Origin of the sequence: Stenotrophomonas sp. 610A2 (assembly GCF_030549615.1) — a bacterium.
In the GTDB taxonomy this organism is placed as follows: Bacteria; Pseudomonadota; Gammaproteobacteria; order Xanthomonadales; family Xanthomonadaceae; genus Stenotrophomonas; species Stenotrophomonas pigmentata.
In genome coordinates, this window is sequence record NZ_CP130832.1 from 3,513,053 (window position 1) to 3,536,693 (window position 23,641).

Sequence of the window (23,641 nt, forward strand, 5' to 3'; positions counted from 1 at the left end):
AACCCGAAAGGGCAAAAAGCCAACCCCTCCCCGGCCCTCCCCTTCGCTGTGCGAAAGGGAGGGAGGTACGCCGGTCAGCCGCATTGAGGAAGCCCCTGCCGAGCATGGCTCGGCACTACATCAGGTGTCTTTTTTTTCTGTGCGGCTACTGCGGATCAGGCTGAATGCAAAACCAGCTACTGCTGCAGCGCCCAAGACCAGCACCACCCACAGCACGATGTTCTTCCAATCGCGTGGTGCCTCGGCCTGCTGATAGGCAGCATCACCAGCGCGCTGTGCTGCCGCACCCAGCGTTGCCGCAACCGGCTGCCATTGCGCGCCGTTGTGTGCACGCAAGGCTGCCAGCATCGGATCCAGCGCCGCCTGCGCCTTGCCCTCGTCCGCACTACCTGCAACCAACAGGTAAGGCGCACGCCCCTGCGCAAGAAACACCACGCTGCCGGGGCGGTAGCCCAGACGCAACGCTGGCGCAGCAGCAGGCACTGCACCAGGCTCAGCCTGCAGACGCCACTGCCGGTCATCAACGATGCCTGAGGTCTCCAACGGCGGTGAGCGTTGTTGCTTGCCGGCCTGACTCAGGTTCCACGCATTCCAGCCACTGGTCAGCGTCTGCCAGACCGGTTCACCGTTGTCGGCGCGCGAGCGGTCCTCATCGCGACTGGATACCGTCCAGCTCACCGCGCTGTTGGCAGGCATCACCACATCCAGGCGCTGCACCGGGAAGCGACCCTGCAAACGGTATAGATAGCCGTCCTTGCCATTGCCACCGGCAGCCGCCTGCAACTCCTGCCACTGCCAATCACCAACCTCAACGGCATCGGCGAACTCACCGCGCAGGCCCTGCAGCTGCGGGGCACCGCTACGCTGCAAGGGCACCAGGCGCAGATAGCGCAGGCCGGACTCGACCTTGATGCTGTTGCTGCGCAGTTCGTTGCCCTGGTTGCGCAACTGCACCAGCCGCACCTGCGGATCCAGCACCTGCCACCCACGCAGGTCGTCGCTGCCTTCAAGGCGATAACCAAGATCCAGCGTCGCCGCTGTGTCATTCCAATCAACCAACAGTTTGTGCAGCTTGCCCGCCTCGTCACCAAGATCGACCAGCCATACCGGATCGGCGCTACCAACCGCAGTTGTCGCGCCTACCGAATTGCGGATCGACACCACTTTGCCAGCGGTATCGCGCTCCACCACGATGCTCAGGTCCTCATCGCCGCCCGCACTTGCTGCAGGCAATGCAAACCACTGCAGCGGCGCAGTACGCACCGCACCACCAAGCGGCGTTGCAGCGGCATAGACGGCACTGGCAACCGGTTTGCCATCGGCATCGATCACCCGTACATCGCGCAGGTCACGCCAATGCGCGGCGGCATACACCGATGCATCCAGCGGCACCCGGTAGGCACCGGCATCGGCCTGGGACAACTGCAGCGGCCACTGCCGGGCGAAGTCATCGGCGGCAAGTGCACTGAAAGGCAACAAGGCCAATACCAGCAGGCGCTTGATCATGCGGATGTTTCCTCGTTGTTTGTTCCGGCACCCACCCGACGCGGCGGTGCTGGTGCCAGCCAGCCGACCAGGGTGCACAGCAGGCCATAGGCGATGAAGGCACCAATACCCAGCAGGTCACCCAGGTTGCCACGATCGATCAGCAGCAGCTTGGCCAACACCACGCTCATCAGGATGGCACCAGCCAGCCACAGCCCCCACTGGCCACGACGCGAGCCGACGATCCAGCCGATTACACCCAGCAGGCTCCAGACCACGGTCAGGCTGGTCTGTGCCAACTTGCTGCCAAGCAAGCTGTCGCTCCACGGCACATCGCCCCAGTGATGCACGGCACGCAGCGTCATCACCGTCACCAATACCAGCGCGGCCACTGCCGTACCCACCAGCTGCATCGGCAACGCTGCCGCGCCCGCATTCTGGCGCAGGCGCATCGCCAGCAAGGCAAGCACGGCGATCTCGGCCAATTCCAGCGGGTTCAACACAACAATCCATGGCAACGGCGCAGCCGAGCCGGAGCTGGTCAGCGACGCAAGCCACCACAAGCCAAGTGCCGCGAACACGGCGATCTGCAAGGCCTTGCGATAGCCATCAAACGCTGCGCCCAAGGGCTGCGACAACCACGCCCAGCGGTACATGGAAAACACCGCCAGCAACAGCCACGGCAGTGCCAGCAGCATGCCAACCCAGCCTTCGGCCAGCGCGAAGCGGTCGCCGATATGCCAGGCCAACAACGACAGCACGGTCGGCCACAGCAACCACCAGGCCAACTGCGCCAAACCAGCGACCGTACCGCTGCCAGCGCGCAGGCACATCAGGCTGCGCACACCCAGAACGGCGAACACTGCCCACGCCACCGCGCCGTAACCGGCGAATGGCTGCCCGTATTCGGACACCTGCAGGAAGGCCACCGGGAAAGCCATCACCAACGCGCCCAGCGTGGTCAAGGACAGCGCCAACGCCGGTGCGCGACGCTGCACTTCCGCGGCCAGCCAGCCGGTCACACCGAGCAGTAGCAAGACCGCGTGCAGACGACTGCCGACCTCGACGAAATCACCAATCTCCATGATCACGTTGCCCATCCACCAGGCCAACGCCCACAGATAGGCCACCGTCGCCACCTGCTGATTACCCGCGCGTCGGTACCACCATGCGGTGGCGAAGCCGGCCACGGCGATCAGCAGGGCGCCCATGAAGGCCGCGTTGGCGATGGCAATGGTCGCGCTGGAATGGCTACCCGACACACCAATCGCCAATGCCGCCGCGGCAGCCAATTGCAGGCCCAAGCCGGTCCAGCGGGCCAGCCGGCGATCCTGGGTCAGGCCCAGCCAGACCAGGCCCGCGCCTTCCAGCGCAAACACCGATGCCGTCGCCTTGGCCGACAATGCCAGCGGTACCGCCAAGGTGGCAAAGCCCACGGCGAGAATGGCGTAGCCGCGGGCCAGCACATTCATGCGCTCGTTGTTGATCAGCGCGCGTGCCAGCACCGCGTACAGCGCGGCCACGCCCAGTGCGCAGAATGCCAACGGCATGCGGTCACCCTGCAGCAAGGCCGCCTGCAGTGAGAACGCGACCAGCGGCGTGCCGAACAGCAGGCAGCCATCGATGCGCGCACTGCCTTCGGTGCTGGCCTTGCGGGCATACAGCAAGGGCAACAGCAGATAGAACACGAAGAACAGCACCAGGAACGGCTCGGTGCTGCTGAAATTGGCTGGCGCGTACTTCAACACGCCCCAGGCGGTACCAATGCCCCAGGTGAAGACAAACCCCAGCAGGTTGAGGATGCGCCACGGCCGCACCCAGGCGATGGCGAAGATGCCCGCGTTGAGCAGTGCGTAATACGAGAACAAGGCGACGTGGTTGCCGCTGCCGTCGGACAGCCAGATCGGCGCCATGAAGCCGGCCAGCACACCGAGGATGGCCAGGGTTCTGCTCTCCTGCAGCACCGCCATCACCGACAGGCCGGCAATCAGCACCACGCTCAATGCGAATGCAGCACCCGTGCCGATCATTCCGTAGTTCTTGCAGGCGGAAAACACCACCAGCAACAGGATGCCGATCATGCCGCCCTGCATCGCCAGAGCAAAACTGCGGTGGCTCTCGCGCTTGCGCCAGGCGAATACCAATCCGGCCAATGCCGCTGCACTGATGCCAGCCAGCTTCAGGCTGACCGGCACGGTGAACCAGCCCTGGTCAGTGGCGTACTTGAGCAACGCTGCTACGCCCGCCAGCAGCACCAACATGCCGACCTTGACCGGCACATTGCCGCTGGTCAGCCATTGCTTGGCATAGGCGACCGCGCGTTCGATGAAATTGGGTTCGGCCGGCTGGGCGGGCTCGGCCGGTATCCAGGTCTGCTGCGGGGCCGGCTCACTGCGTTCAGGCACAGGACGGCGGGGTGCGCTCGCCAGCGGGTCGAGCGGATCAAGCTTGGGCGGCAAGGGTGGAGGCGCTGGTGCCGCAGCCACAGGCTCTGGCACTGATACCGGCGGAGCGGCCACCGCTGGCTCGGCAATGGAATCGACCGGATCGGCCTCCGGCTCCATCCTGGCATAGGGCTGGACTGCCTCGGTGCGCTGCGGCCCTACGGCTTCGGCACCGCCAGCAGCCAAACGCTCTTCGAGCGCAGCCACGCGGCGCTTCAGCGAAGACACCGATACCAAGGCGGCCACCAGCAACACCGGCATCGCCAGCGCAGCCAGTACCAGCAGCACTATCAACAACACCCAACCCTCGTCCATTGATCATCCTTGTGCACCTGAACGTGCTGCATCACCTTATCGGGGTCACCTGAAAACGCAAGATGCGCGCAGTCAGGTTCAGCCCAGCCCCTGTGGCGCAATGCTGTTCGCTTGGGCATTTGAGCCACGCCGGGACCCAGACCGCACTTTTGTGGGAGCGGCGTAAGCCGCGAAGCCGCTACATCCTCAGATGGCATGTATACCGAAGGCTTCAGCAGCCTCAGCTTCGCGGCTTACGCCGCCCCTACAGAACGATGCTCGCGCAATACTGGTATTGGCTTGGTGGTCGGGTGGTGACTCGACAGCATCAGCCTTGCAGCTCGGCGTCCTCGGCATCGCGCTGGCGATCATCGAAGTCGGAGCGGGCCTGATCCATCTGCGGCTGGTGCGTCCAGGCCCACTGCAGCAAGGCATCCACGGGCTGAAGCAGTGATTGCCCCAATCCGGTCAACGCGTAGTCCACCTGCGGCGGCACGGTCGGGTAGACACTGCGGCTGACCAGCCCATCCCGTTCCAGGCCGCGCAGCGTCCGCGCCAGCATGCGCGGCGACACGCCACTCAATTCACGCCGCAACTGATTGAAGCGGCGCGGTTGCTCGCGCAAAGCGATCACCGCCAGCAGGCTCCATTTCTCGCCGACACGGTCCAGCAGCAAGCGCACCTGCTGGCAATACGCAGCGTCGTCAGCCGCCGCCGATCCGGTATCACCGGTGTGAGCTGCTGTCATCGGCGTGCCTCCTTGTGGTGTAGAACCGCGCACCCATCAATAGAGCATGTCGACGCGGGGCGACGCCAGTCCAGCACCGCGTTCCAACCATCCAAGGAGCCGCCAATGTCCAACCTGATCCTCCGCAATGAACCGCTGGGCAACCCCTGGCCAGGCACCGATCCCTTCCTGTTCTGCGCCCATCACCTGGACCAGTATCCGCCGGCCACCGCCGAGCAGGGCGTGGACATGCGCCAGCTGGGTGGCCGTGAACTCGGCCATGACTTCAGCGGCAAGGATGGCTTCAGCATGTACCACGGGGTCAACGCCCCGGGCTTCCCTGCGCACCCGCACCGTGGTTTCGAAACCATCACCATCGTGCCGCAGGGCTTGGTGGACCACGCCGATTCGCTGGGTGCAACCGCGCGATACGGTGACGGCGACGTGCAGTGGCTCACCGCCGGTGGCGGCACCCAGCATTCGGAGATGTTCCCACTGCGTTCGCGCGAGCATCCCAATCCGCTGGACCTTTACCAGATCTGGTTGAACCTGCCGCCGCACAACAAGATGGCTGATCCCGAGTTCGTGATGCTGTGGGGTGAGAACATTCCCCACTACCGCATCGACGGAGTCGGGGTGAAAGTGATTGCTGGCCGCTATGCCCCGCAGGAAGCCGGCCATGCCGAACTCGTGCCGCTGGCGCCGGGGCGCAGCTCATGGGCGGCCAATCCTGAAGGCGATGTCGCTGTCTGGCAGATCACCTTGCAGCCAAGTGCTTCGGTGACCTTGCCGCCGGCCAGCGGACAAGGCTCGCGACGCACGCTGTACTTCCATGGCGGCAGGCAGCTGCTGGTGGATGGTGATTTGATCAGCGGGCCGCGCTTGCTGGAAGTGGCTGCCGGCAATGCCTTGCCGCTGCATAACAATGGCGAGGACGTGGTGCAGATACTGCTTTTGCAGGGCGTACCGATTGGCGCACCGGTGGTGGCCTATGGCCCGTTCGTGATGAATACCGCTGAGGAGATCGAACAGGCGCGGCGCGATTATGGCCGCAACCAGTTTGGTGGCTGGCCGTGGTCGAGTCATGGGCCGGTGCATGCGGCAGGGCAGGGGCGGTTTGCCAAGCATCCGGGCAGTGATGGGATTGAGTTGCCGCCTTCAGTGTGAAAGGCGAGCGCGTGTGTCACTTGCAACAGCGGGTAATCCGAGCAAGGACATGGAGCACAGGCAATAGCAACAGTACCCCTCCCAACCCTCCCCTTCACCTACGGTGAAAGGGAGGGCTCTAAAAAAGCAGAACGGGCGCCTTTCGGCGCCCGTTCTGTTTACAGCTGCTGCGTGGATCAGGCGGCGACGACGCGCACCATTTCCAGGCACTTGTTGGAGTAGCCCCACTCGTTGTCGTACCAGCTGACCAGCTTGACGAAGGTGCCGTCCAGGGCGATGCCGGCTTCGGCGTCGAACACGGAGGTGTGGGTCTCGCCGCGGAAATCGGTGGCGACCACCTTGTCTTCGGTGTAGCCGAGGATGCCCTTCAGCGCGCCTTCGCTCTGTGCCTTCACTTCGGCGCAGATCTCAGCGTAGGTGGCTTCCTTCTCCAGCTCGACGGTCAGGTCGACCACCGACACGTCCGAGGTCGGCACGCGGAAGCTCATGCCGGTCAGCTTCTTGTTCAATTCCGGGATCACCACGCCCACGGCCTTGGCAGCACCGGTGGAGGACGGAATGATGTTTTCCAGGATGCCGCGGCCGCCGCGCCAATCCTTGTTGGACGGGCCGTCAACGGTCTTCTGGGTAGCGGTGGCAGCATGCACGGTGGTCATCAGGCCACGCTTGATGCCCCACTTGTCGTTGATGACCTTGGCCAGCGGGGCCAGGCAGTTGGTGGTGCACGAGGCGTTGGAGACGATGCTCTGGCCAGCGTAGGTCTTGTGGTTCACGCCGAACACGAACATCGGCGTGTCGTCCTTGGACGGGGCCGACAGGATCACCTTCTTGGCGCCCGCGTCGAGGTGCTTCTGCGCGGTTTCCTTGGTCAGGAACAGGCCGGTGGACTCGATCACCACGTCCACGCCCACTTCGTCCCACTTCAGGTTGGCCGGGTCGCGTTCCTGGGTCAGGCGGATCTTCTTGCCGTTGACCAGCAGGTCGCTGCCCGACACTTCCACGTCTGCCTTGAAGCGGCCATGCACGGAGTCGTACTTGAGCATGTAGGCCAGGTAATCCGGCTCCAGCAGATCATTGATGGCCACGATCTCGATGTCGTTGCCGAAGTTCAACACTGCCGAACGCAGCACATTGCGCCCGATGCGACCGAAACCGTTGATGCCGACCTTGATTGCCATGTTCACAAGCTCCTGCAGCCGCAAAGCCGTTGCGGCGGGGTGGAAAGGGGACGCCATTCTAGCAGGACCCATGCCCGCCCCGTGGCGCCCAGCCATCCCCCGCAGCTGAGCGCCAGCTGAGCGCAAACCCCTGTTTGATCAGGATCAAAGCGGTACCCGGGCGCGGACCGGACACTGGCGCCACCTCCACCAAGTAACGGAATTACACATGCGCAAGACCTCCGCCCTGCTGCTTTCCGCCATGGCCGCCGCCGTGTCCCTGGCTGCCGCCGCCCCCGCCATGGCCCAGTCCAAGGGCGATTGGACCCTGGGCGTCGGCGTCCACGCGGTTGACCCGAAGTCCGATGCCGGCGATCTGAATGGCGCCGCGCTGGGCCTGGGCAAGCTGTCCACCAAGGTCGACAGCGACGTCAAGCCGACCATCACGTTCGAATATTTCGTCGCCGATAACGTGGGCATCGAAGTGCTGGGCGCGCTGCCGTTCAAGCACGATGTCAGCATCGACGGCGTCGGCAAGGTCGGCGAAACCAAGCAGCTGCCGCCGGTGGTCTCGCTGCAGTACCACTTCGCCAACAGCAGCAAGGTCACCCCGTTCGTCGGCCTGGGCGTGAACTACACCAAGTTCTTCAGCACCGACAGCAAGGGCGCGCTGGCTGGCACCAAGCTGAAGCTGGAAGACTCGTGGGGCCTGGCTGCGCACGCTGGCCTGGACTTCGCCGTCAGCGACAAGGGCGCGCTGCGCGTTGACATGCGCTGGGCCGACATCGACACCAAGGTGAAGGTCAACGGCAACAAGCTGGGCACCGCCAAGATCGACCCGCTGGTCTACGGCGTGGCTTACGTCTTCAAGTTCTGAGGCTGGCCGCAGTTGATGGGTAAGTAGATATTGCCCTCCCCCAGCGAACACGCCCCCGGCCACAACCGGGGGCGTGTTTCGCCATCTGGCGCACGTAGCCGATGGCAGCACAGCCGTTAGAATGGCGGCATGAACAAGCTCCACCGTCTCCTGATGCCGGCACTGGGCATCGCCATCGCTGTCTCCGCAACCCTCCCTGGCCAGGCTCTGGCATGGGGCGCGCAAGGCCACCGCCTGGTCGCACGGGTCGCCGAAACCCGCCTGGACCCCCAGGCCAAGGCCGAAATCGATCGACTGTTGACCAGCGAGCCTGGCGCCACCCTCAGCAGCATCGCGCCCTGGGCCGACCAGCTGCGTGCCAGCGATCCCGACCTGGGCAAGCGCTCGGCCGGCTGGCACTACGTCAACATGGCTGAAGACGGCTGCAACTTCTCCCCGACCAAGCACTGCCGGAACGGCAACTGCGTGGTGGGCGCCCTGCAGCAGCAGAGTGAAATCCTGGCCAACCGCCAGCTAAGCGACGCCGAACGCCTGCAGGCGCTCAAGTTCGTCGTGCACCTGGTTGGCGACCTGCACCAGCCGCTGCACGCCGGCTACGGCCACGACCGCGGCGGCAACAATTACCAGTTGCAGTTCAACGGCCGCGGTACCAACCTGCACTCGGTCTGGGACAGCGGCATGTTCTATCCGCTGCAGCTGAACGATGACCAGTTCCTGCAACGCCTGCAGGTGCTGCCTGCCCCCAGCGGTGTGCGCGCACCAGACCTGCAGCGCGATCCCGCCTTGTGGGCCGAGCAGACCTGCCGCATCGCCACCCGCAAAGGCCTGTACCCGGACGGTCACAAGATCGACGAGCGTTACACCGCTGTGTGGGAACCGGTTGCCGAAGCACAGCTTCGTCTGGGCGGCGAACAGCTGGCCGCCTTGTTGAACCGGCTGCTCGATACTCCCTGAGCAATCAACGCGCCTGCCCCAAGGTGCAGGCGCATGTTCAGTGCAAACCGTCTTCGCGCCGCACCATCGCCCTGCCCTCGATCACTTCGAAGGTGAAGGCATATGCCAGGGTTACCGGCACCGCCTCGATGCGTGAGGCAGTGCTGCAGTCCCCGTTCGACGGCGCCTGCACACCGGCAGCGTAATGGCAGACTGCAGCCGGCTCGAACGACCACCCGGAAGTGGCGACCAGCGCAGCCTGCAGCAAGCCTGCATTAACCGTGTCACTTCCCGCACCGCAGGCCGAATGCGCCAACAGCGGCGCGCTGCGTTCCACCCGCCCCTGCGCATCCAGGATGACATTCACGCATACCGTAGTGGCATCCAGCGAACGTTTTGCGTACTCCGACGGCAACACCGGATCATCCGCAGTTACGGCAACCGGCATGCGAAAGCTTTCCGTGGCGGCTAACTGATAGGGCTGTATCTCGCCTGCACCACCGGAAGATTCCGGCGTCAGCATCTGCCGGTGCTGGTTGAGGTTGAAACTCCTGCTCGCCTGCTCTTTCTGCGGCTGCGTCGCACAGCCGGCGAGCATCAACGCGGCCAGCACCGCGGCATGCCCGCGCACCTCAGCCCCTGCTCTGGGTTTCGGTGTAGTGCATTTCTTCTTCGTCCATATCAAACGAGATCGGCACCCGGATGAGGCCAGCAACCGGCTTGCCGTCCTTCATCGCTGGTGTGAAACGCCACTGCCTTGCAGCGGCAATCGACACTTCCTCGAACACCCCCTTGGGATGCGCCTCGGTGACCACCACGTCGGTCGCCCGGCCTTCTGCATCCACCGCGATACGCAGCACCACCTTGCCACTGGTGCCACTGTCGATCGCAGCGCGCGGATAGCTGGGCGGCGGCATCCGCCCGGCATTCGGCAAGCCGACCTGTTCGGCCTTGCCGGAAGCTGCCGATACGATGGCCGGATCCCCTGCTGCCAAGGCGACCGAACGCAGCTCCAGTGCCCAGGTCGAGCGCCCGTCAGCGGTGGACACTTCAATGCCTGCCGCCACATCGGGTTTGATCAGCAAGGTCGGCGACGAAATCAGGTCCCCGTTCGCCTTCAGTGTGCCCTTGAGCGTGAGCATGCCGTCGGCGGCAGGCTGCAAGGTGAACTCCGCTGCCCACTGCACGCCCTTGTCCGAGCTGGCACTGAAAGAGAACGGCGTGCCTGCCGACTGCTGCAGCTCAAAGCGCTGCTTGGTGCCCTCCAGCGTCGCCTCCACGAAGGTGGCATACACCGTGCCCTTCCCGGTCGTCGTCGAGGTCGATGAAGAAGACGATGTGGACGTCGACGAGGAGGTGGACACCGCCTTGCCCGGTTGCGCAGCCCACGCGGTATAGCCGAAAGCGAACGACAAGCCCAACGACAACACCAACATGGCACACCACTGCTTCCTGCCCGGTACGGGACGCTTCAACATGGCAATACGCTCCTTCAATGGATGATAGTTCTGCCAGTGACACCCCACCGGCAACGGGGACGCGGCCAGCCCGGTCTTGAGCATGGCCTCGCCGTAACTGCGGCGTGCGCCCGAGACCCGGGCAATCACGCGTTCATCGCAGGACAATTCCTAATCTTCACGGCAGCAGCGCAGGGCGAACAACAACAACGGGTTGAACCAGTACAGGCACTGCAACAGCGCCAGCAATGCGTTGATCACGATGTCGCCGCGTTGCAGATGCACGCGCTCATGCAGCAGTACCAGTTGTTGCTCGATCGGCAGATAGCGTTGTTCAAAGCCGGCCGGCAACACGATCCGCGGCCGCAACAAACCCATCGCCGCAGGCAAGCCCGCCACTGCCTGCGCCTGCCACAGGCCGTCATCGCGTTGGCTGAGCCGACCCAGCCCGCGCTGGAAACTCCGCTGCTGGCGATACAGATGCACTGCCATCAACAGCCCCCCGGCCAACCATGCGCAGCACAGCCACAGCGGCCAATGCGCAATCACGGCAGGACCAGCAACTACTGCCTGCCCGACCTGTACCGCCACCTCGCTGACCCGCATCGGCACCGCCGCAACCCGTGGTGCAGGCAACAGCGCCGCCAGCAGCATCACCGGCAACAGCATCCACAGCAGATAGGCGGCACTTGCTCCCAACCAGTGCCGCAGCGGGCGGCGCAGGATCAACGCCAGCGTGACTGCGGCACTGCTGGCCAAGGTGGTCTTCAGCAACAGCGCAAGGATCTCAGTGCTGCTCATCGTCGAGCCCCTCCAGCAGTTTGCGCAGCTCGGCCACGTCCTCGCGGCTGAGCCGCTGGTGCTGGCTGAAATGGGCGACCAGCGGCGCAACCCGGCCATCAAACAGGCGCTCGATCAGGCTGCTGCTCTCTTCAAGCAACCAGGCATCGCGCTGCACCAGCGGCGTGTACAGGAAGCGCCGTCCTTCCTTGGTTGCACTGATCGCGGCCTTGTTGAGCAGGCGGTTGAGCAGGGTCTTGACCGTGGCCTCGGCCCAGTCATTGCCGCCGGGCAATCGCGCGATGACCTCGTCGGCGGACAGCGGGTGCTGCCCCCAAAGGACTTCCATGACAACGGCCTCGGCCTCGCTGATACGGATCATCGTTTACGCCTGTAATTTTTTACGATTACACGAGTAAACGAAAGCCCTGTCAAGCCCTCACCAAGTGATTCAGGGCGGACATGCTGTAATGCCGATACCCCCGCAGATACCGGACACCATGCCCCATCACGTGACCGACCTCGACGCCGCCGTGGACTGGCTGCTGAGCAACATCCAAGGCCCACTGCGCATTGGCGCCCCACTGGCGCTGGGCAAACCGCATCGTTTGCTCAATGCCTTGTACGCGCGTATCGAACACGATCCGGCGCGGCCGCTGCAGTTGTATACCGCCTTGTCGTTGAACCCGCCGAAGGCGAAGGGCGATGGACTGGAAGCGCGCTTCATGCGCCCGTTCGTCGAACGCCACTTCGGCGCTGACTTCCCGCGCCTTGCCTACTCCGATGCCATCGCCCGCGATGCATTGCCTGCACATGTGCAGGTAGAAGAGTTCTACATGCAATCCGGTGCGCTGCTGCGGTCGACGCAGGCGCAGCGCTATTACACCAGTCTCAACTACACGCATGCCGCCGATGCCGTGGCGCAGCGCGCGCCGAATGCAATCGTGCAGAAAGTGGCCTACCGCGAAGGCAGCCACCAGCTATCGCTGTCATGCAACAACGACATTACCCAGGACACACTGGATGCCATCGCCAAGCGCGGCCTGCCCAAGCCCTTCTTGATCGCCGAGATCGATCCGCAGCTGCCGTGGCTCGGCGGTAGCGCCGCGGTCGATCCGGAGTTCTTCGATCTGGTGATCACCCCGCCCGGCCCTTACCCGCGGCTGTTTGGCCTGCCGCGGCAGCCGGTCAGCGATGCCGACTACGCCATCGGCCTGTACGCCAGCACCCTGGTGCGCGACGGCGGCACCTTGCAGATCGGCATCGGCACACTGGCCGACGCGCTCAGCCATGCGCTGGTGTTACGGCATACCGACAACGCACGCTACCGGCAGATCCTGCATGCGCTGGATCCGCAGATCGCCGAGCACCCGCTGGTGCATGAGGCAGGTGGACTTGGGCCGTTCGAGATCGGCCTGTATGGCTGCAGCGAGATGCTCAACGAGGGCTTCCGCAAGCTGGTGCAGACCGGTGTGATCTGGCGCAAGGTGCATGACGACCTTGGCCTGATGCAGCGCCTGGCCGACGGCACTGCCAGCAACGGTGACCGCGGCCGACTTGCGCGCGAAGGCGAGTACCTGCATGGCGCCTTCTATCTGGGCTCAGCCGAGTTCTACGACTGGCTGCGCAATCTCCCCGATGCCGAACGCGCCGCCATCGGCATGCGCCGCATCAGTGAGATCAACCAGCTCTACGGCGGCAACGAGGCCTTGGAACGCCTGCAGCGCCGCGATGCGCGCTTCTTCAACTCCTGCATGATCGCCAGCGCACTCGGCGCGGCGGCATCGGATGCATTGGAAGATGGCCGCGTGGTCTCCGGCGTCGGTGGCCAGTACAACTTCGTGGCGATGGCACATGCCCTGCCCGATGCGCGCAGCGTGTTGATGTTCCGCGCCGTGCGCGAGGATGGCGGCAAGCCACAATCCAATGTGCGCTGGAACTACGGGCACACCACCATTCCCCGCCATCTGCGCGATGTCTTCGTCAACGAGTACGGCATTGCCGACCTGCGCAACCTGACCGACGAGGATTGCGTGGTCGCGATGACCAGCATCACCGATGCTGCATTCCAACCGGGACTATTGGAGCAAGCCAAAACCTCGAAGAAGCTGGCTGCGAACTTCGTTGCGCCCACGCATTGGCAACAGAACCGCGCCGAGCTGCTCAAGGCAACGCTGGCCCCGTTCCGCGCCGATGGCAGCCTGCCCGACTATCCGCTCGGCAGTGATTTCGATGCCGTCGAGCAGGATCTTGTGCGTGCCTTGGGTTGGCTGAAATCTGCCACTGCGACGCCAATGGGCAAGCTACGCACCGTGGTCGCAGCCTTGCGCCAAGCGCCCGCCGAGAACGATGCGATGTATATGCAGCGGATGGGACTGGAGCGGCCTGCCAGTTTTGGTGAACGGCTCAATGCCGGATTGCTGCGGGTTGGTCTGGCGCGGACTGCGGGGAAAGCTTGATTGTGTGCGTCGCAACCTGATCGCATGCCGGGAAGCCTGGGTTTTGTAGGAGCGGTGTAAGCCGCGAAGCTGATAACCCTTGACTATCGTCAGCTTTATCTGTTGCCAGCTTCGCGGCTGACGCCGCTCCCACAACGGCTGGGATGCCGGGAAAGCCCCCTTGCCGAGCATGGCTCGGCACTACAGATCTGCTCCCTCCCTTTCGCGTAGCGAAGGGGAGAACTGGGGAGGGGTTAGCCTTTTGCTGGGCAAGCCCCTGCCGAGCATGGCTCGGCACTACAGATCTGCTCCCTCCCTTTCGCGTCGCGAAGGGGAGGGTTGGGGAGGGGTTGGCCTTTTGCTGGGCAAGCCCCTGCCGAGCATGGCTCGGCACTACAGTTGGGGCGGAGCCAAAACAAAGGCCGGGTTTCCCCGGCCTTTGTCCAATCTTGCGATGTAGGGCTATCAGCCCTTGATCTGTGCCTTGGCTGCTGCCACAACCGCTTCGGTGGTGATGCCGAAGTGCTTGTACAGCTTGTCGGCCGGGGCCGATGCGCCGAAGGTGTCCAGACCGATGACAGCACCGTCCAGGCCCACGTACTGGCGCCAGAAACCGGTGACACCGGCTTCGACCGCAACGCGCTTACGCACGGCGTTCGGCAGCACGGACTCGCGGTAAGCAGCGTCCTGCCGATCGAACACGTCGGTGCACGGCATCGACACCACGCGGGTCTTGATGCCGGCAGCGTCCAGTTCGGCCTTGGCAGCCACGGCCAGACCCACTTCCGAACCGGTGCCGATCAGGATCACGTCCGGAGTACCGGCGGCGTCAGCCAACACGTAACCACCGCGTTCGATCTGCTGCACCTGCTCGGCCGTACGCGGCTGCGGGGCCAGGTTCTGGCGGCTGAAGATCAGGCAGCTCGGGCCGTCCTTGCGGACGATCGCAGCCTTCCAGCTGACCGCCGATTCGGCCGCATCGCAGGGACGCCACACATCGTTGTTGGGGATGTAGCGCAGCGAGGACACATGCTCCACCGGCTGGTGGGTCGGGCCGTCTTCGCCCAGGCCGATCGAGTCGTGGGTGAACACGTGGATGACGTGCGCCGGGATCAGCGCGCTCATGCGCAGCGCATTGCGGGCGTAGTCGCTGAACACCAGGAAGGTGGCGTCGAACGGCAGGAAACCGCCGTGCAGGGCCAGGCCATTGGCAATCGCGCTCATGCCGAACTCACGCACGCCGTAGTGCACGTAGTTGGCATGCGGGTCTTCGCCGACCACGGTCTGCGCACCCTTCCACAGGGTCAGGTTGGAACCGGCCAGGTCAGCCGAGCCGCCAATGATTTCCGGCAGCAGCGGTGCGAAGGCCTGGATGGCGTTCTGCGAGGCCTTGCGCGAGGCGATGTTCGGCGCTTCGGCCTGCACCTGGGCGATGTAGGCATCGGCCTGGGCAATGAAGTCAGCCGGCAGTTCGCCGTGCGAACGGCGGGTCAGTTCGTCGGCGTCGGCCGGGAACTGTGCAGCGTATTTGTCGAACAGCTGCTCCCACTCGGCCTGGCGCAGGGTGCCGGTGCCGCCAGCGCGCCAGCCAGCGTAGATTTCTTCCGGAATCTCGAACGGGCCATACGACCAGTTCAGCGCCTTGCGGGTAGCTTCCAGTTCGTCCTTGCCCAGCGGTGCGCCGTGGCTGGATTCCTGGCCGGCCTTGTTCGGCGAACCAAAACCAATGGTGGTCTTGCAGCAGATCAGGGTCGGCTTGTCGAACTGCGACAGCGCCTGCTCGATGCCGGCCTTGATGCTTTCCGGATCATGGCCGTCGACGCCACGCACCACGTTCCAGCCATAGGACTCGAAGCGTGCCGGGGTGTCGTCGGTGAACCAGCCTTCCACTTCACCGTCGATGGAGATGTTGTTGTCGTCCCAGAAGCAAACCAGCTTGTTCAGGCCCCAGGTACCGGCCAGCGATGCGGCTTCGTGCGAGATGCCTTCCATCAGGCAGCCGTCGCCCATGAACACCCAGGTGCGGTGGTCGACGACTTCGAATTCCGGGCGGTTGTAGCGCTGCGACAGCAGCTTTTCAGCCAGCGCGAAACCCACGGCATTGGCCAGGCCCTGACCCAGCGGGCCGGTGGTGGTTTCCACGCCCGGGGTTTCATGACGTTCCGGGTGGCCGGCAGTGCGGCTGCCCAGCTGGCGGAAAGCCTTCAGTTCCTCGATCGGCAGGTCGTAGCCGCTCAGGTGCAGCAGCGCGTAGTGCAGCATCGAGCCGTGACCGTTGGACAGCACGAAACGGTCGCGGTTGAACCACTTCGGGTTGTTCGGGTTGTGACGGAGATAGTCGTTCCAGAGCACTTCGGCGATATCGGCCATGCCCATCGGCATGCCGGGATGACCGGACTTGGCGGCTTCTACCGCATCAGCGGCAAGGAAACGGATGGCGTTCGCCAACTGGCGGCGGGTGGGCTGCGTCATGGGTCGTCAGAATCAGGAGGCTCCCGCGGAACTGCGGGCGGCCTATTGTCCCACAAGCTACCGCCGGGATCAGTCCGTAAAAGCTGACGGTAGTTCGTATTGGTTTCGCCTGACAGGAACATGCCCAAGCAAAACGGCCACCCTGAACAGGGTGGCCGTTTGTCATTGCAGCGTTTGCGAAGCAATCACTCCTGCTGGTGATGCCGGCCGATGCTGTCGTCACTCTCGCCACGCGCCACCAGGGTGGTCAGGGCCAGGTCACCGGTCACGTTCAGCGCGGTACGGCACATGTCCAGGAAGTGGTTCACACCCAGAATCAGGCCGATACCGGCCGGATTGACGCCGACCATGGCACAGATCAGCGCCACCACCGGCAACGAGCCGGACGGCACACCGGCGGTACCGATGCCACCGAGGATGCAGACCACCATCACCATGAACTGCTGGCCGATGCTCAGGTCGACACCGAAGAACTGCGCCAGGAAGATCACCGTCACGCCCTCGAACAGCGCGGTGCCGTTCTGGTTGGCGGTAGCGCCCACGGTCAGTACAAAGCGCGAAACCTTGTGCGGGAAGCCCATCTGGTCGGCCACGCGCAGGGCGGTCGGCAGGGTCGCGTTGGAGGACGCGGTGGAGAACGCCATCACCGTGGCTTCCTGCGTCTCACGGAAGAACTTGATCGGCGAGCGCCCGGCCAGCTTCACCGCGATGCCGTAGCTGACGAACATGTGCACAGCCAATGCCAGCACCACCACGCCCACATAGGCACCCAGCTTGACCAGCAGATCGAAGCCGAAGATGGCGGCCAGATTGAACATGAAGCAGGCCACGGCGTACGGCGCCAGGCGGATGACCAGGTTGATCAGGGTCATCGAGATCTCAAACAGGCCCTCGATCGCCTTGCGCAGGGTGGCGACCTTTTCGGCCGGTGACAGCACCATGCCGATGCCCATCATCAACGCGAAGAACATCAGCGACAGGATCTTGCCGTTGTCAGACGCCGCGTCGAGCACGTTGTCGGGAACGATCGACAACAGCATGTCCAGGCCCTTGGGCGCGGTGCCGGCACCAGCCACGATCGCCTTGCTGCGCTCGGCGTTTTCGGCCAGCAGCTTGGCGGCCACGTTCGGGTCGACGCCAGCGCCGGGTTGGAACAGGTTGACCAGCACCAGGCCGATCAGGACGGCCAAGCCAGACAGCACGACGGTGTAGGCCAGCGACTTCCAGCCGATGCGGCCCAGCGAGCGGATATCGCCCATCTCCGACACGCCCATCACCAGCGCCGAGAAGATCAGCGGCACGATCAGCATGAAGATCAGGCTCAGGAACAGCCCGGATACCGGCGTGGTCACATAGGTGGTGACCGTGTGCACCCAGTCCGCGTCTGGACTGACGAGGTGCACGATCAGGCCCAACAGCAGACCGAAGCCGAAGCCGATCCCTATTTTCCAGTGGAACGGCATTTTGGCGTTGGTCTTGGCTGCATTGGCCATAAGTGGATTTCCCTCCAGAGAATTATTCAGCTTAACAGACGATGTACAACCGCCCTTTTCAGCTTTGTCCTGGATAGAGAGGGTCCAACAAGGGTTTTTCCACCACTGCGGCGTGCCGCCAACGCGGACCGGCCTTGAATACCTCGCGTAGCTGGGCACGGGCTGCGCCCACATCGCCCTCGCCGCCCCAGCGCGCACGCTGCATGCGTTGCAGGGCATCGCGCTGGGCTGGGTCGTCCAATTTCGCGACCACCGCATCCAACCCGTCCACCCCGCCCATTGCGGCAAGGATCTGTGCCACCTCGTCCAGGCTCCCAGCGTCCAGCGCGCGACGCAGATCGGCGATGCCGAAGCGCGCAGTCGCGTCAGCGGCCGGCGAGCCAAGCGAGGCATGACCCAAAATAACGCTACGCCGGCGCGACAGGCCCCAGATCAGCGTAGCCAGCCACAACAAGGCGAAACCCGCAGCCAGCGCAGGCCATAGCCAGTTGTTCGTCACCTCCTGCGAGGCGGCCAGGGCATTGCCCGTGGGCAATGCCGAAGCCCCAACCGCTGCCGGTTGCACCAGCGGCGGCGCGACCATGGCGGTGTTGCTGCCCTGCGCAACCTGCAGCGCCAGCGCCGGCAGCGAGGTGGTACGCACCTGTCCGGTGGCCACGTCCCACCACTGCATCTGTATGCCCGGCACGCTCAGCGCGCCGGCCTGCTGCGGCACGATCGAGTAACGGCGGGTCAGCTTCAGCTGCGGGCTGGAGCCCTCGAAAGTCTCATCGTATTGCGGGGGTTCGGCGAACACCTGCGCGCTGTCACCCAGCGAGGGGACCGGCAATTCCGGGAACTGGGCCTTGGTGGCACCGTTGGCAATCGCCTCTACTTCAATGGCAATGGCTTCACCGGTACGTCCGCTGTTGGGCGCGGCGGTATAGCGCAATTGCAGGCTCTTCAGCGGCAACCACGGCTGCGGCGCATCGGCCGGTGTCGCGCGCACCTGCAAGGTCTGGTCGGGGCCACGGGCACTGAGCTGGCCATTGTCGCGGCCGAAGAAGTCATCGAAGAAGCCACCCGCACCCTGCCCGCTGAAACGGGCACCAGCAATCTGCAAGGGACCGCTGCGCTCGGGAATCAACAGGAAGCGACGCTCGACCACGTTGTAGCGGCGTCCGCCGACTTCGCGCACGGAGGTACGGTCATCGCCGATGCGCTGCAGCGACGCGGCAGCCGGGGTATCCAGCACCAGTTCGCCAGACGCCAGCTGGGTGGCGAAGTACAGCCGAACCACCACGCCTACGCTCTGCTGCACGTAGGGCTGTTTGTCATCCACCTCGGTCTCGATGAAGGCCAAGGCGTTGCCGTCGCTGCTTGCGACCGGTGCCTCGTCCACCTTCACCAACAAGGGCGTGGTGCTGCCGCCACCCACGCGCAGCGCCGGGATGTCGAGCATGCCGGTGCGGCGCGGCGTAAGCGCCACCGCGTACTGGGCGTAGTTGCGCGAGGCGCCACCGCCCATCTGCAGCTGGCGGCTGCTGTTCTGTGCACCCAGCACGAAGTTGGCTTCCAGCGGTGCATAGTCCGGGCTGCCCGACTGGTCGGTTTCGATGGTCAGCGTGACCGACTCGTTCTGCTTGATGCTGTCGCGGTCCAACCAGGCCCTGGTCTGTGCCTGCAACAGGCCAGTGAAGGCCAGCAGAGCAAGCAACAGCCACAGCTGCATGGCGCTGCCCGTGTGATTCTTTTTCATCGTTTTTCCCGCATCCGTCGCTCGTACTCGAGCTGGAATTTCGCTTTCAACAAATCACCCGGCTCATCCGGCACGCGTTGCATCCAGGCCTCCACGGCCTGCTGCTGCTCGCGTTGCGCAGGTGTCATCGCGGCCAACGCAGCCGCGTTCTGCTGCTCACCCTCCCGCGCCTGTTGCTGGCGCATGGCCTCAGCCATGCGCTGACTCTGGGCTTGATCGGCCTGCTGCTGCCTGCCGGCATCTTCGCCCTGTGGCGGCTGCTGATCCCTGTCAGATGGCGACTTGCCATCCGCCTGCGGATTGCGCTCAGGGGATTGCCGGCCTTGTTGCGACGGGTTCGATTGCTGACCCTGCTGCGGCTGACCCTGCTGCCCCTGCTGCTGACCTTGTTGGTTCTGCTGCGAAGGATTCTGCTGCCCGTTCTGTGGCGGACTCTGCTGCCCGGGCTGGTCCTTGCCCTGCTGCGGCTTGGACGGATTCTGCTGATTGCCTTGCTGGCCCTGCTGCGATTTGCGCTTGCGCGCGGCATCCACCGCGGCACGGTTGGCAACCGCGTCCTGCATGCCTGGCTGCGCCTTCAATGCGCGATCGTAGGCAGCGATGGCTTCGTCGTACTTGCCCTGGCGGGCAAGCGCATTACCAAGGTTGTACCAGCCCTGATCGCTGTCGATGCCTTCGAACTTTTTCTGCGCGGTGGCGAAATCACCGGCCCGGTAGGCCTCCACACCTTCGCCCAGACGCTGGTGCTGGCGCTGGTCGGCGCGCTGCCACCAGCCGCCCTGCTCTGCTGCATGGGCTGGCTGCAGCACTGGCAACAACAGGCAAAGCGCCAGGATCGGCAGCACCCGCCTCGGGCGCCGGAACGCGAACAACGCAAGCAACAACAGCGGCGGCAACAACCAATAGCCTTCGTCCTGCCACTGCTTGCCGGCACTGGCCTGCTGCTCGCGGTCCTGTGCGCCAGCCTGCGGCTCCAACACGCCCAAGGCCTGCAGGTCCGCCGAGGTGGTGGCAATACGCTGGTAGCCACCTCCGCCGGCCGCAGCCAACGCGCGCAACGAGGCTTCATCCAGATGTGCCTGTTCAATCGCCCCACGCGGATCGCGGTAAGACGCACCCTGCAGGCTGCCAAGACCGATCGCCGAGACCCGGTATCCGGCGACGCGCAGCTTGCCTGCCTCCGCAACCGCCGCAGCGTCAGCGTGATCGCTCAACAGCAGGATCTCGCCGTTGCGCGCGCCGGACTGTTTCAACAGGTCACCAGCCCAGAGCAATGCCTTGTCCGGGCGCTGGCCATCGGCCGGCATCACTTCCGGCGCCAAGGCATCCAGGAACAGCGCCACGTTGGCCGCGTCATCGGTCAGCGGTGCCACGGTGAATGGCTCATAGGCGAAAGCGATCAACGCTACTTCGCCGCCCTTGCGCTCACGCAGCAAGGCGGCCAGCTTGGCCCGTGCCTGCAGCAGACGCGACGGCGGTAGATCGGTGGCGCGGATGCTGCTGGACAAGTCCATCACGATCACCAACGGCGTCTTCGATTCCCACAGCGGTTGTTCCAGCTGACGCCAGCTCGGCCCGGCCAGGGCGAGCACTGCCAGCACCAGGCCAAGTGCCAGTACAACGCTGCCCCACCAACCGCGCTTTCCACCATCGCTCAACAGCTGCGCCAACAAATGCGGGTCCACCGCATCGTGCCAACGCGCACTGCGCCGGCGCCGCCACCAACTGCCCGCCAGCGCGGCCGGCACCAGCAACAAGGCCCACAACCACTCCGGGCGCAGAAAGTGCAGATCCTGCCAATTGATCATTGCCGCAGCCCCCGCCAAGCCAGTCCCAGCATCCCCAACAGCAGCGACACCGCCAACGGCAATGGATAGCGTTCAATACGCGGTCGCACCGCAGGGCCTGCATCCTTCACCGGTTCCAGTCGATCCAGCTCGGCATAGATATTGACCAGTTCATCGGTATCGCGGGCGCGGAAGAAACGCCCGCCGGTTTCGTCGGCGACCTTGGTCAAGGTGGCTTCATCGACCTGGTCATCGGCACCCGGCAGCTTTACCCCAAACAAGGACATGCCGCCGCTGCCACCAAAGGCGATGGTGTAGACGCGCACGCCTTCGGCCTTGGCCAGCTCGGCTGCCTTCAGCGGCTCCAGGACACCTGCGGTATTCACGCCGTCGGTCAGCACGATCAATACCCGCTGCCCTTGCGGCTGTTCGCGCAGGCGCTTGACCGACAAGGCAATCGCATCGCCCAGTGCCGTCTCACGGCCGGCCAGCCCGACCACGCTGTCGCGCAGCTGATCGCGCACTGTGGCGCGATCGGCGGTCAGCGGAGTCAAGGCGTAAGCGCGCTGGCCGAATACCAGCAGGCCAATGCGGTCACCCTCGCGCCGATCAAGAAAGTCCGCCAGCACGGCTTTGGCAGCGGTCAGCCGGTCGACGACCTGGCCACCGAGCTGCATGTCCGGCTCGCTCATGCTGCCGGACAGATCCACCGCCAGCATCATCTGCCGCCCCTGCCGTGGTGGCTCGATCGGTTCACCCAGTTGCTGCGGGCGCGCCACTGCGGCACACAGGCACAGCCACGCCAGCCACAACAGCAACGTCTGCAGCACCGCGCCGGCACGCGACGGCGTGTGATCCTGCAGCAGCGTCGCGTCGTAAGGCACGCGCAAGGCAGCACCGCTTTGTTCGCGCAACGGCCACAACAACATCAACAACGGCAATGGCAGCGCCAGCCATGCCCACGGCCAGGCGAAGCTCGGCAGCAGGTCCAACCAATTGGCAAGCATGTCCTGCATCAACGTTGCCCTGCCATCAATTCCAGGAAACGCACACGGGCCAGCTTGCAGACACGATCAACGTGGTCAGCTTCGAGCTGCGGGCGGAAACCACCATCCAGCAGTAGCCGGCCTTCGCCGCGGCTGAAATCCTTGCGTTTCGGGCCATCGAGAAAGTGCAGCCATGCATCGCCCTGCAACTGCACCGTCTGCGGATCAAGCCGCCGCGCCGCACGACGCAGCAGTTCCGAGGCTGCGGCCAATCGTGCTGGCCCTTGTTGCGCTGCCTGCACCTGCCGGTCGAACAACATCTTCCAGCGCTGCAATCGGCGTCGACGGATCAGATAGATCGAGGACACGATCACTGCGATCAGCACGATCGCGCCAATCAGCAGCCACCAGCCCGGCGCCAGTGGCCACCAGGCAGGTGCCGCCGGCAGATGTACATCACGCAGCGGTAGTTGTGCGGCCATCAGCCTACGCTCCGGTTCGGCGAGACACCCAGCCAGGCATCGCTGGCGTCATCGGTGACCAAGGTACTCACGCGGATGCGGCGGCCCGGCAATTGCCGGCACAAGGCCTCGACGGGACCGATCAATGCGTCGTGCCAAGCCTCGCGCACGTTGGACGAGGCCAGGTCCAGTTGTATGCGGCCCGAGCGTGTCGCCAACGGCAGCACGCATTGCGGTGGCGAAATTTCCAGGGGATCGAGCAGCAACACCAACTCCACTTCCACATGCATCGCCAGCGCCGACCAGGTCGCTGCAGGCACACTCTGCGCGCTCACCGGATCAGCCAATACCACCGCACGCGCACCCGGGTGCAGCACCCGAGCGGCCTGTTCCAATGCCAATTGCAGGCCGCCGTCATCGGCCGGGCGCTCGCCATACCAGCGCACCAGGGCATCGAGCGCCCGCAGCACACCACGTGTTCCGCCTGCCGGCGGTACCAAGGCCTGCTGCGCCGAACCGCGCAGCGCGGCGATGCGATCACCGTCGCGCAATGCCGACCATGCTGCCACTGCGCCGGCGCGTGCCGCCTGCACCGACTTGAAGCGTACCCGCGTGCCGAAATACAAGGCAGGTGCGGTATCGGCGATCAACAAGGTGACCCGCTCGCGCTCTGTCTGGAAGGTCTTGGTATGCGTGGCGTCTGTACGTGCAGTGAGCTTCCAGTCGATATGCCGCGCATCATCGCCCGGCACATATTCACGCGACTCGGCGTATTCCATGCCGCGGCCACGCAGCATCGACGCAGCGCGCCCGCTTACCGCGTAATGCCCGCGTCGGGCCTTGCGGCCGCCATTGGCGGCACCGCGCAGCGCGATCAGTTCGGCCAACTGCGGACGGACACCGTCTTCGGCAGGCAATGCCTGCTTGAGCTCGGGGACAGTCATC

18 protein-coding genes and 1 pseudogene are annotated in these 23,641 nt (G+C 64.5%); 4 read left to right on the top strand and 15 right to left on the bottom strand.

Going from position 1 to position 23,641, the window contains the following annotated elements:
• Window positions 1–120: 120 nt before the first annotated feature.
• From Q5Z11_RS15685 to Q5Z11_RS15695, 3 genes are all read right to left on the bottom strand, one after another.
• Window positions 121–1,506: a DUF3999 family protein gene (locus Q5Z11_RS15685; RefSeq protein WP_303747254.1), complete on the bottom strand. Its 1,386-nt coding sequence runs from the start codon at window positions 1,504–1,506 to the stop codon at window positions 121–123.
• Window positions 1,503–4,244 carry a DUF2339 domain-containing protein gene (locus Q5Z11_RS15690; protein ID WP_303747255.1) on the bottom strand — a complete coding sequence of 914 codons (2,742 nt, stop codon included), beginning with the start codon at window positions 4,242–4,244 and terminating at the stop codon, window positions 1,503–1,505. The genes Q5Z11_RS15685 and Q5Z11_RS15690 overlap by 4 nt, the downstream gene beginning before the upstream one ends.
• 307 nt (window positions 4,245–4,551) lie before the next feature.
• Window positions 4,552–4,971 carry a winged helix-turn-helix transcriptional regulator gene (locus Q5Z11_RS15695; protein ID WP_303747256.1) on the bottom strand — a complete coding sequence of 140 codons (420 nt, stop codon included), beginning with the start codon at window positions 4,969–4,971 and terminating at the stop codon, window positions 4,552–4,554.
• A gap of 105 nt (window positions 4,972–5,076) precedes the next feature.
• Here Q5Z11_RS15695 and Q5Z11_RS15700 point away from each other — a divergent pair, with 105 nt between their 5' ends.
• Window positions 5,077–6,117: a pirin family protein gene (locus Q5Z11_RS15700; RefSeq protein ID WP_303747257.1), complete on the top strand. Its 1,041-nt coding sequence runs from the start codon at window positions 5,077–5,079 to the stop codon at window positions 6,115–6,117.
• A 176-nt stretch (window positions 6,118–6,293) separates the two neighbouring features.
• Here the strand turns inward: Q5Z11_RS15700 and gap are convergent, their stop codons facing one another.
• Window positions 6,294–7,295, bottom strand: coding sequence for a type I glyceraldehyde-3-phosphate dehydrogenase (gap, locus tag Q5Z11_RS15705; RefSeq protein ID WP_282268943.1), 1,002 nt, complete (start codon window positions 7,293–7,295; stop codon window positions 6,294–6,296).
• Between the two features lie 208 nt (window positions 7,296–7,503).
• On the opposite strand from gap, the gene Q5Z11_RS15710 reads away from it, so the two are divergent.
• Window positions 7,504–8,151 carry an OmpW/AlkL family protein gene (locus Q5Z11_RS15710; protein ID WP_282268944.1) on the top strand — a complete coding sequence of 216 codons (648 nt, stop codon included), beginning with the start codon at window positions 7,504–7,506 and terminating at the stop codon, window positions 8,149–8,151.
• Window positions 8,152–8,280: 129 nt separating this feature from the next.
• Entirely contained in the window at window positions 8,281–9,105 is an 825-nt protein-coding gene (locus tag Q5Z11_RS15715) for a S1/P1 nuclease (protein WP_303747258.1), read from the top strand.
• Between the two features lie 37 nt (window positions 9,106–9,142).
• Here the strand turns inward: Q5Z11_RS15715 and Q5Z11_RS15720 are convergent, their stop codons facing one another.
• The 4 genes and pseudogenes from Q5Z11_RS15720 to Q5Z11_RS15735 form a co-directional block, all read right to left on the bottom strand.
• Complete coding sequence (locus Q5Z11_RS15720) at window positions 9,143–9,715, bottom strand: hypothetical protein (protein WP_303747259.1); 573 nt, start codon at window positions 9,713–9,715, stop codon at window positions 9,143–9,145.
• A 1-nt stretch (window position 9,716) separates the two neighbouring features.
• A complete protein-coding gene (locus Q5Z11_RS20700; RefSeq protein WP_345783916.1) occupies window positions 9,717–10,562 on the bottom strand; it encodes an energy transducer TonB in 846 nt (281 codons plus the stop codon).
• 6 nt (window positions 10,563–10,568) lie between these two features.
• A pseudogene (locus tag Q5Z11_RS15730) lies at window positions 10,569–11,441 on the bottom strand (M56 family metallopeptidase); the annotation flags it as partial.
• Window positions 11,329–11,703: a BlaI/MecI/CopY family transcriptional regulator gene (locus tag Q5Z11_RS15735; RefSeq protein ID WP_282268950.1), complete on the bottom strand. Its 375-nt coding sequence runs from the start codon at window positions 11,701–11,703 to the stop codon at window positions 11,329–11,331. The pseudogene Q5Z11_RS15730 and the gene Q5Z11_RS15735, both read right to left, overlap by 113 nt.
• 118 nt (window positions 11,704–11,821) lie before the next feature.
• On the opposite strand from Q5Z11_RS15735, the gene Q5Z11_RS15740 reads away from it, so the two are divergent.
• Complete coding sequence (locus Q5Z11_RS15740) at window positions 11,822–13,780, top strand: acetyl-CoA hydrolase/transferase C-terminal domain-containing protein (RefSeq protein ID WP_303750069.1); 1,959 nt, start codon at window positions 11,822–11,824, stop codon at window positions 13,778–13,780.
• Between the two features lie 444 nt (window positions 13,781–14,224).
• Here the strand turns inward: Q5Z11_RS15740 and tkt are convergent, their stop codons facing one another.
• The 7 genes from tkt to Q5Z11_RS15775 all read right to left on the bottom strand — a co-directional run bounded on the left by tkt (window position 14,225) and on the right by Q5Z11_RS15775 (window position 23,640).
• Window positions 14,225–16,231, bottom strand: a complete 2,007-nt coding sequence (tkt, locus tag Q5Z11_RS15745) for a transketolase (RefSeq protein ID WP_303747260.1) — start codon at window positions 16,229–16,231, stop codon at window positions 14,225–14,227.
• A gap of 185 nt (window positions 16,232–16,416) precedes the next feature.
• Complete coding sequence (locus tag Q5Z11_RS15750) at window positions 16,417–17,724, bottom strand: dicarboxylate/amino acid:cation symporter (RefSeq protein ID WP_303747261.1); 1,308 nt, start codon at window positions 17,722–17,724, stop codon at window positions 16,417–16,419.
• 58 nt (window positions 17,725–17,782) lie between these two features.
• Window positions 17,783–19,462 (bottom strand): BatD family protein, encoded by a 1,680-nt coding sequence (locus Q5Z11_RS15755; RefSeq protein WP_303747262.1) that lies wholly within the window; start codon window positions 19,460–19,462, stop codon window positions 17,783–17,785.
• On the bottom strand, window positions 19,459–21,270 hold the full coding sequence (locus Q5Z11_RS15760) for a VWA domain-containing protein (RefSeq protein WP_303747263.1): 1,812 nt from the start codon (window positions 21,268–21,270) through the stop codon (window positions 19,459–19,461). Before Q5Z11_RS15760 ends, Q5Z11_RS15755 begins: the two co-directional genes overlap by 4 nt.
• The gene (locus Q5Z11_RS15765; RefSeq protein ID WP_303747264.1) at window positions 21,267–22,265 is read right to left on the bottom strand and encodes a vWA domain-containing protein; all 999 of its coding nucleotides are present in this window, start codon (window positions 22,263–22,265) and stop codon (window positions 21,267–21,269) included. Before Q5Z11_RS15765 ends, Q5Z11_RS15760 begins: the two co-directional genes overlap by 4 nt.
• A complete protein-coding gene (locus tag Q5Z11_RS15770) occupies window positions 22,265–22,717 on the bottom strand; it encodes a DUF4381 domain-containing protein (RefSeq protein WP_303747265.1) in 453 nt (150 codons plus the stop codon). Before Q5Z11_RS15770 ends, Q5Z11_RS15765 begins: the two co-directional genes overlap by 1 nt.
• Window positions 22,717–23,640 (bottom strand): DUF58 domain-containing protein, encoded by a 924-nt coding sequence (locus Q5Z11_RS15775; protein WP_303747266.1) that lies wholly within the window; start codon window positions 23,638–23,640, stop codon window positions 22,717–22,719. Before Q5Z11_RS15775 ends, Q5Z11_RS15770 begins: the two co-directional genes overlap by 1 nt.
• Window position 23,641: the final 1 nt, after the last annotated feature.

What these genes read in the sequence shown, in the direction of transcription:
- Q5Z11_RS15685 (WP_303747254.1), bottom strand. Translation starts at nt 1,506, where the DNA reads ATGATCAAGCGCCTGCTGGTATTGGCCTTGTTGCCTTTCAGTGCACTT.
- Q5Z11_RS15690 (WP_303747255.1), bottom strand. Translation starts at nt 4,244, where the DNA reads ATGGACGAGGGTTGGGTGTTGTTGATAGTGCTGCTGGTACTGGCTGCG.
- Q5Z11_RS15695 (WP_303747256.1), bottom strand. Translation starts at nt 4,971, where the DNA reads ATGACAGCAGCTCACACCGGTGATACCGGATCGGCGGCGGCTGACGAC.
- Q5Z11_RS15700 (WP_303747257.1), top strand. Translation starts at nt 5,077, where the DNA reads ATGTCCAACCTGATCCTCCGCAATGAACCGCTGGGCAACCCCTGGCCA.
- gap (WP_282268943.1), bottom strand. Translation starts at nt 7,295, where the DNA reads ATGGCAATCAAGGTCGGCATCAACGGTTTCGGTCGCATCGGGCGCAAT.
- Q5Z11_RS15710 (WP_282268944.1), top strand. Translation starts at nt 7,504, where the DNA reads ATGCGCAAGACCTCCGCCCTGCTGCTTTCCGCCATGGCCGCCGCCGTG.
- Q5Z11_RS15715 (WP_303747258.1), top strand. Translation starts at nt 8,281, where the DNA reads ATGAACAAGCTCCACCGTCTCCTGATGCCGGCACTGGGCATCGCCATC.
- Q5Z11_RS20700 (WP_345783916.1), bottom strand. Translation starts at nt 10,562, where the DNA reads ATGTTGAAGCGTCCCGTACCGGGCAGGAAGCAGTGGTGTGCCATGTTG.
- Q5Z11_RS15735 (WP_282268950.1), bottom strand. Translation starts at nt 11,703, where the DNA reads ATGATCCGTATCAGCGAGGCCGAGGCCGTTGTCATGGAAGTCCTTTGG.
- Q5Z11_RS15740 (WP_303750069.1), top strand. Translation starts at nt 11,822, where the DNA reads ATGCCCCATCACGTGACCGACCTCGACGCCGCCGTGGACTGGCTGCTG.
- tkt (WP_303747260.1), bottom strand. Translation starts at nt 16,231, where the DNA reads ATGACGCAGCCCACCCGCCGCCAGTTGGCGAACGCCATCCGTTTCCTT.
- Q5Z11_RS15750 (WP_303747261.1), bottom strand. Translation starts at nt 17,724, where the DNA reads ATGGCCAATGCAGCCAAGACCAACGCCAAAATGCCGTTCCACTGGAAA.
- Q5Z11_RS15755 (WP_303747262.1), bottom strand. Translation starts at nt 19,462, where the DNA reads ATGAAAAAGAATCACACGGGCAGCGCCATGCAGCTGTGGCTGTTGCTT.
- Q5Z11_RS15760 (WP_303747263.1), bottom strand. Translation starts at nt 21,270, where the DNA reads ATGATCAATTGGCAGGATCTGCACTTTCTGCGCCCGGAGTGGTTGTGG.
- Q5Z11_RS15765 (WP_303747264.1), bottom strand. Translation starts at nt 22,265, where the DNA reads ATGCAGGACATGCTTGCCAATTGGTTGGACCTGCTGCCGAGCTTCGCC.
- Q5Z11_RS15770 (WP_303747265.1), bottom strand. Translation starts at nt 22,717, where the DNA reads ATGGCCGCACAACTACCGCTGCGTGATGTACATCTGCCGGCGGCACCT.
- Q5Z11_RS15775 (WP_303747266.1), bottom strand. Translation starts at nt 23,640, where the DNA reads ATGACTGTCCCCGAGCTCAAGCAGGCATTGCCTGCCGAAGACGGTGTC.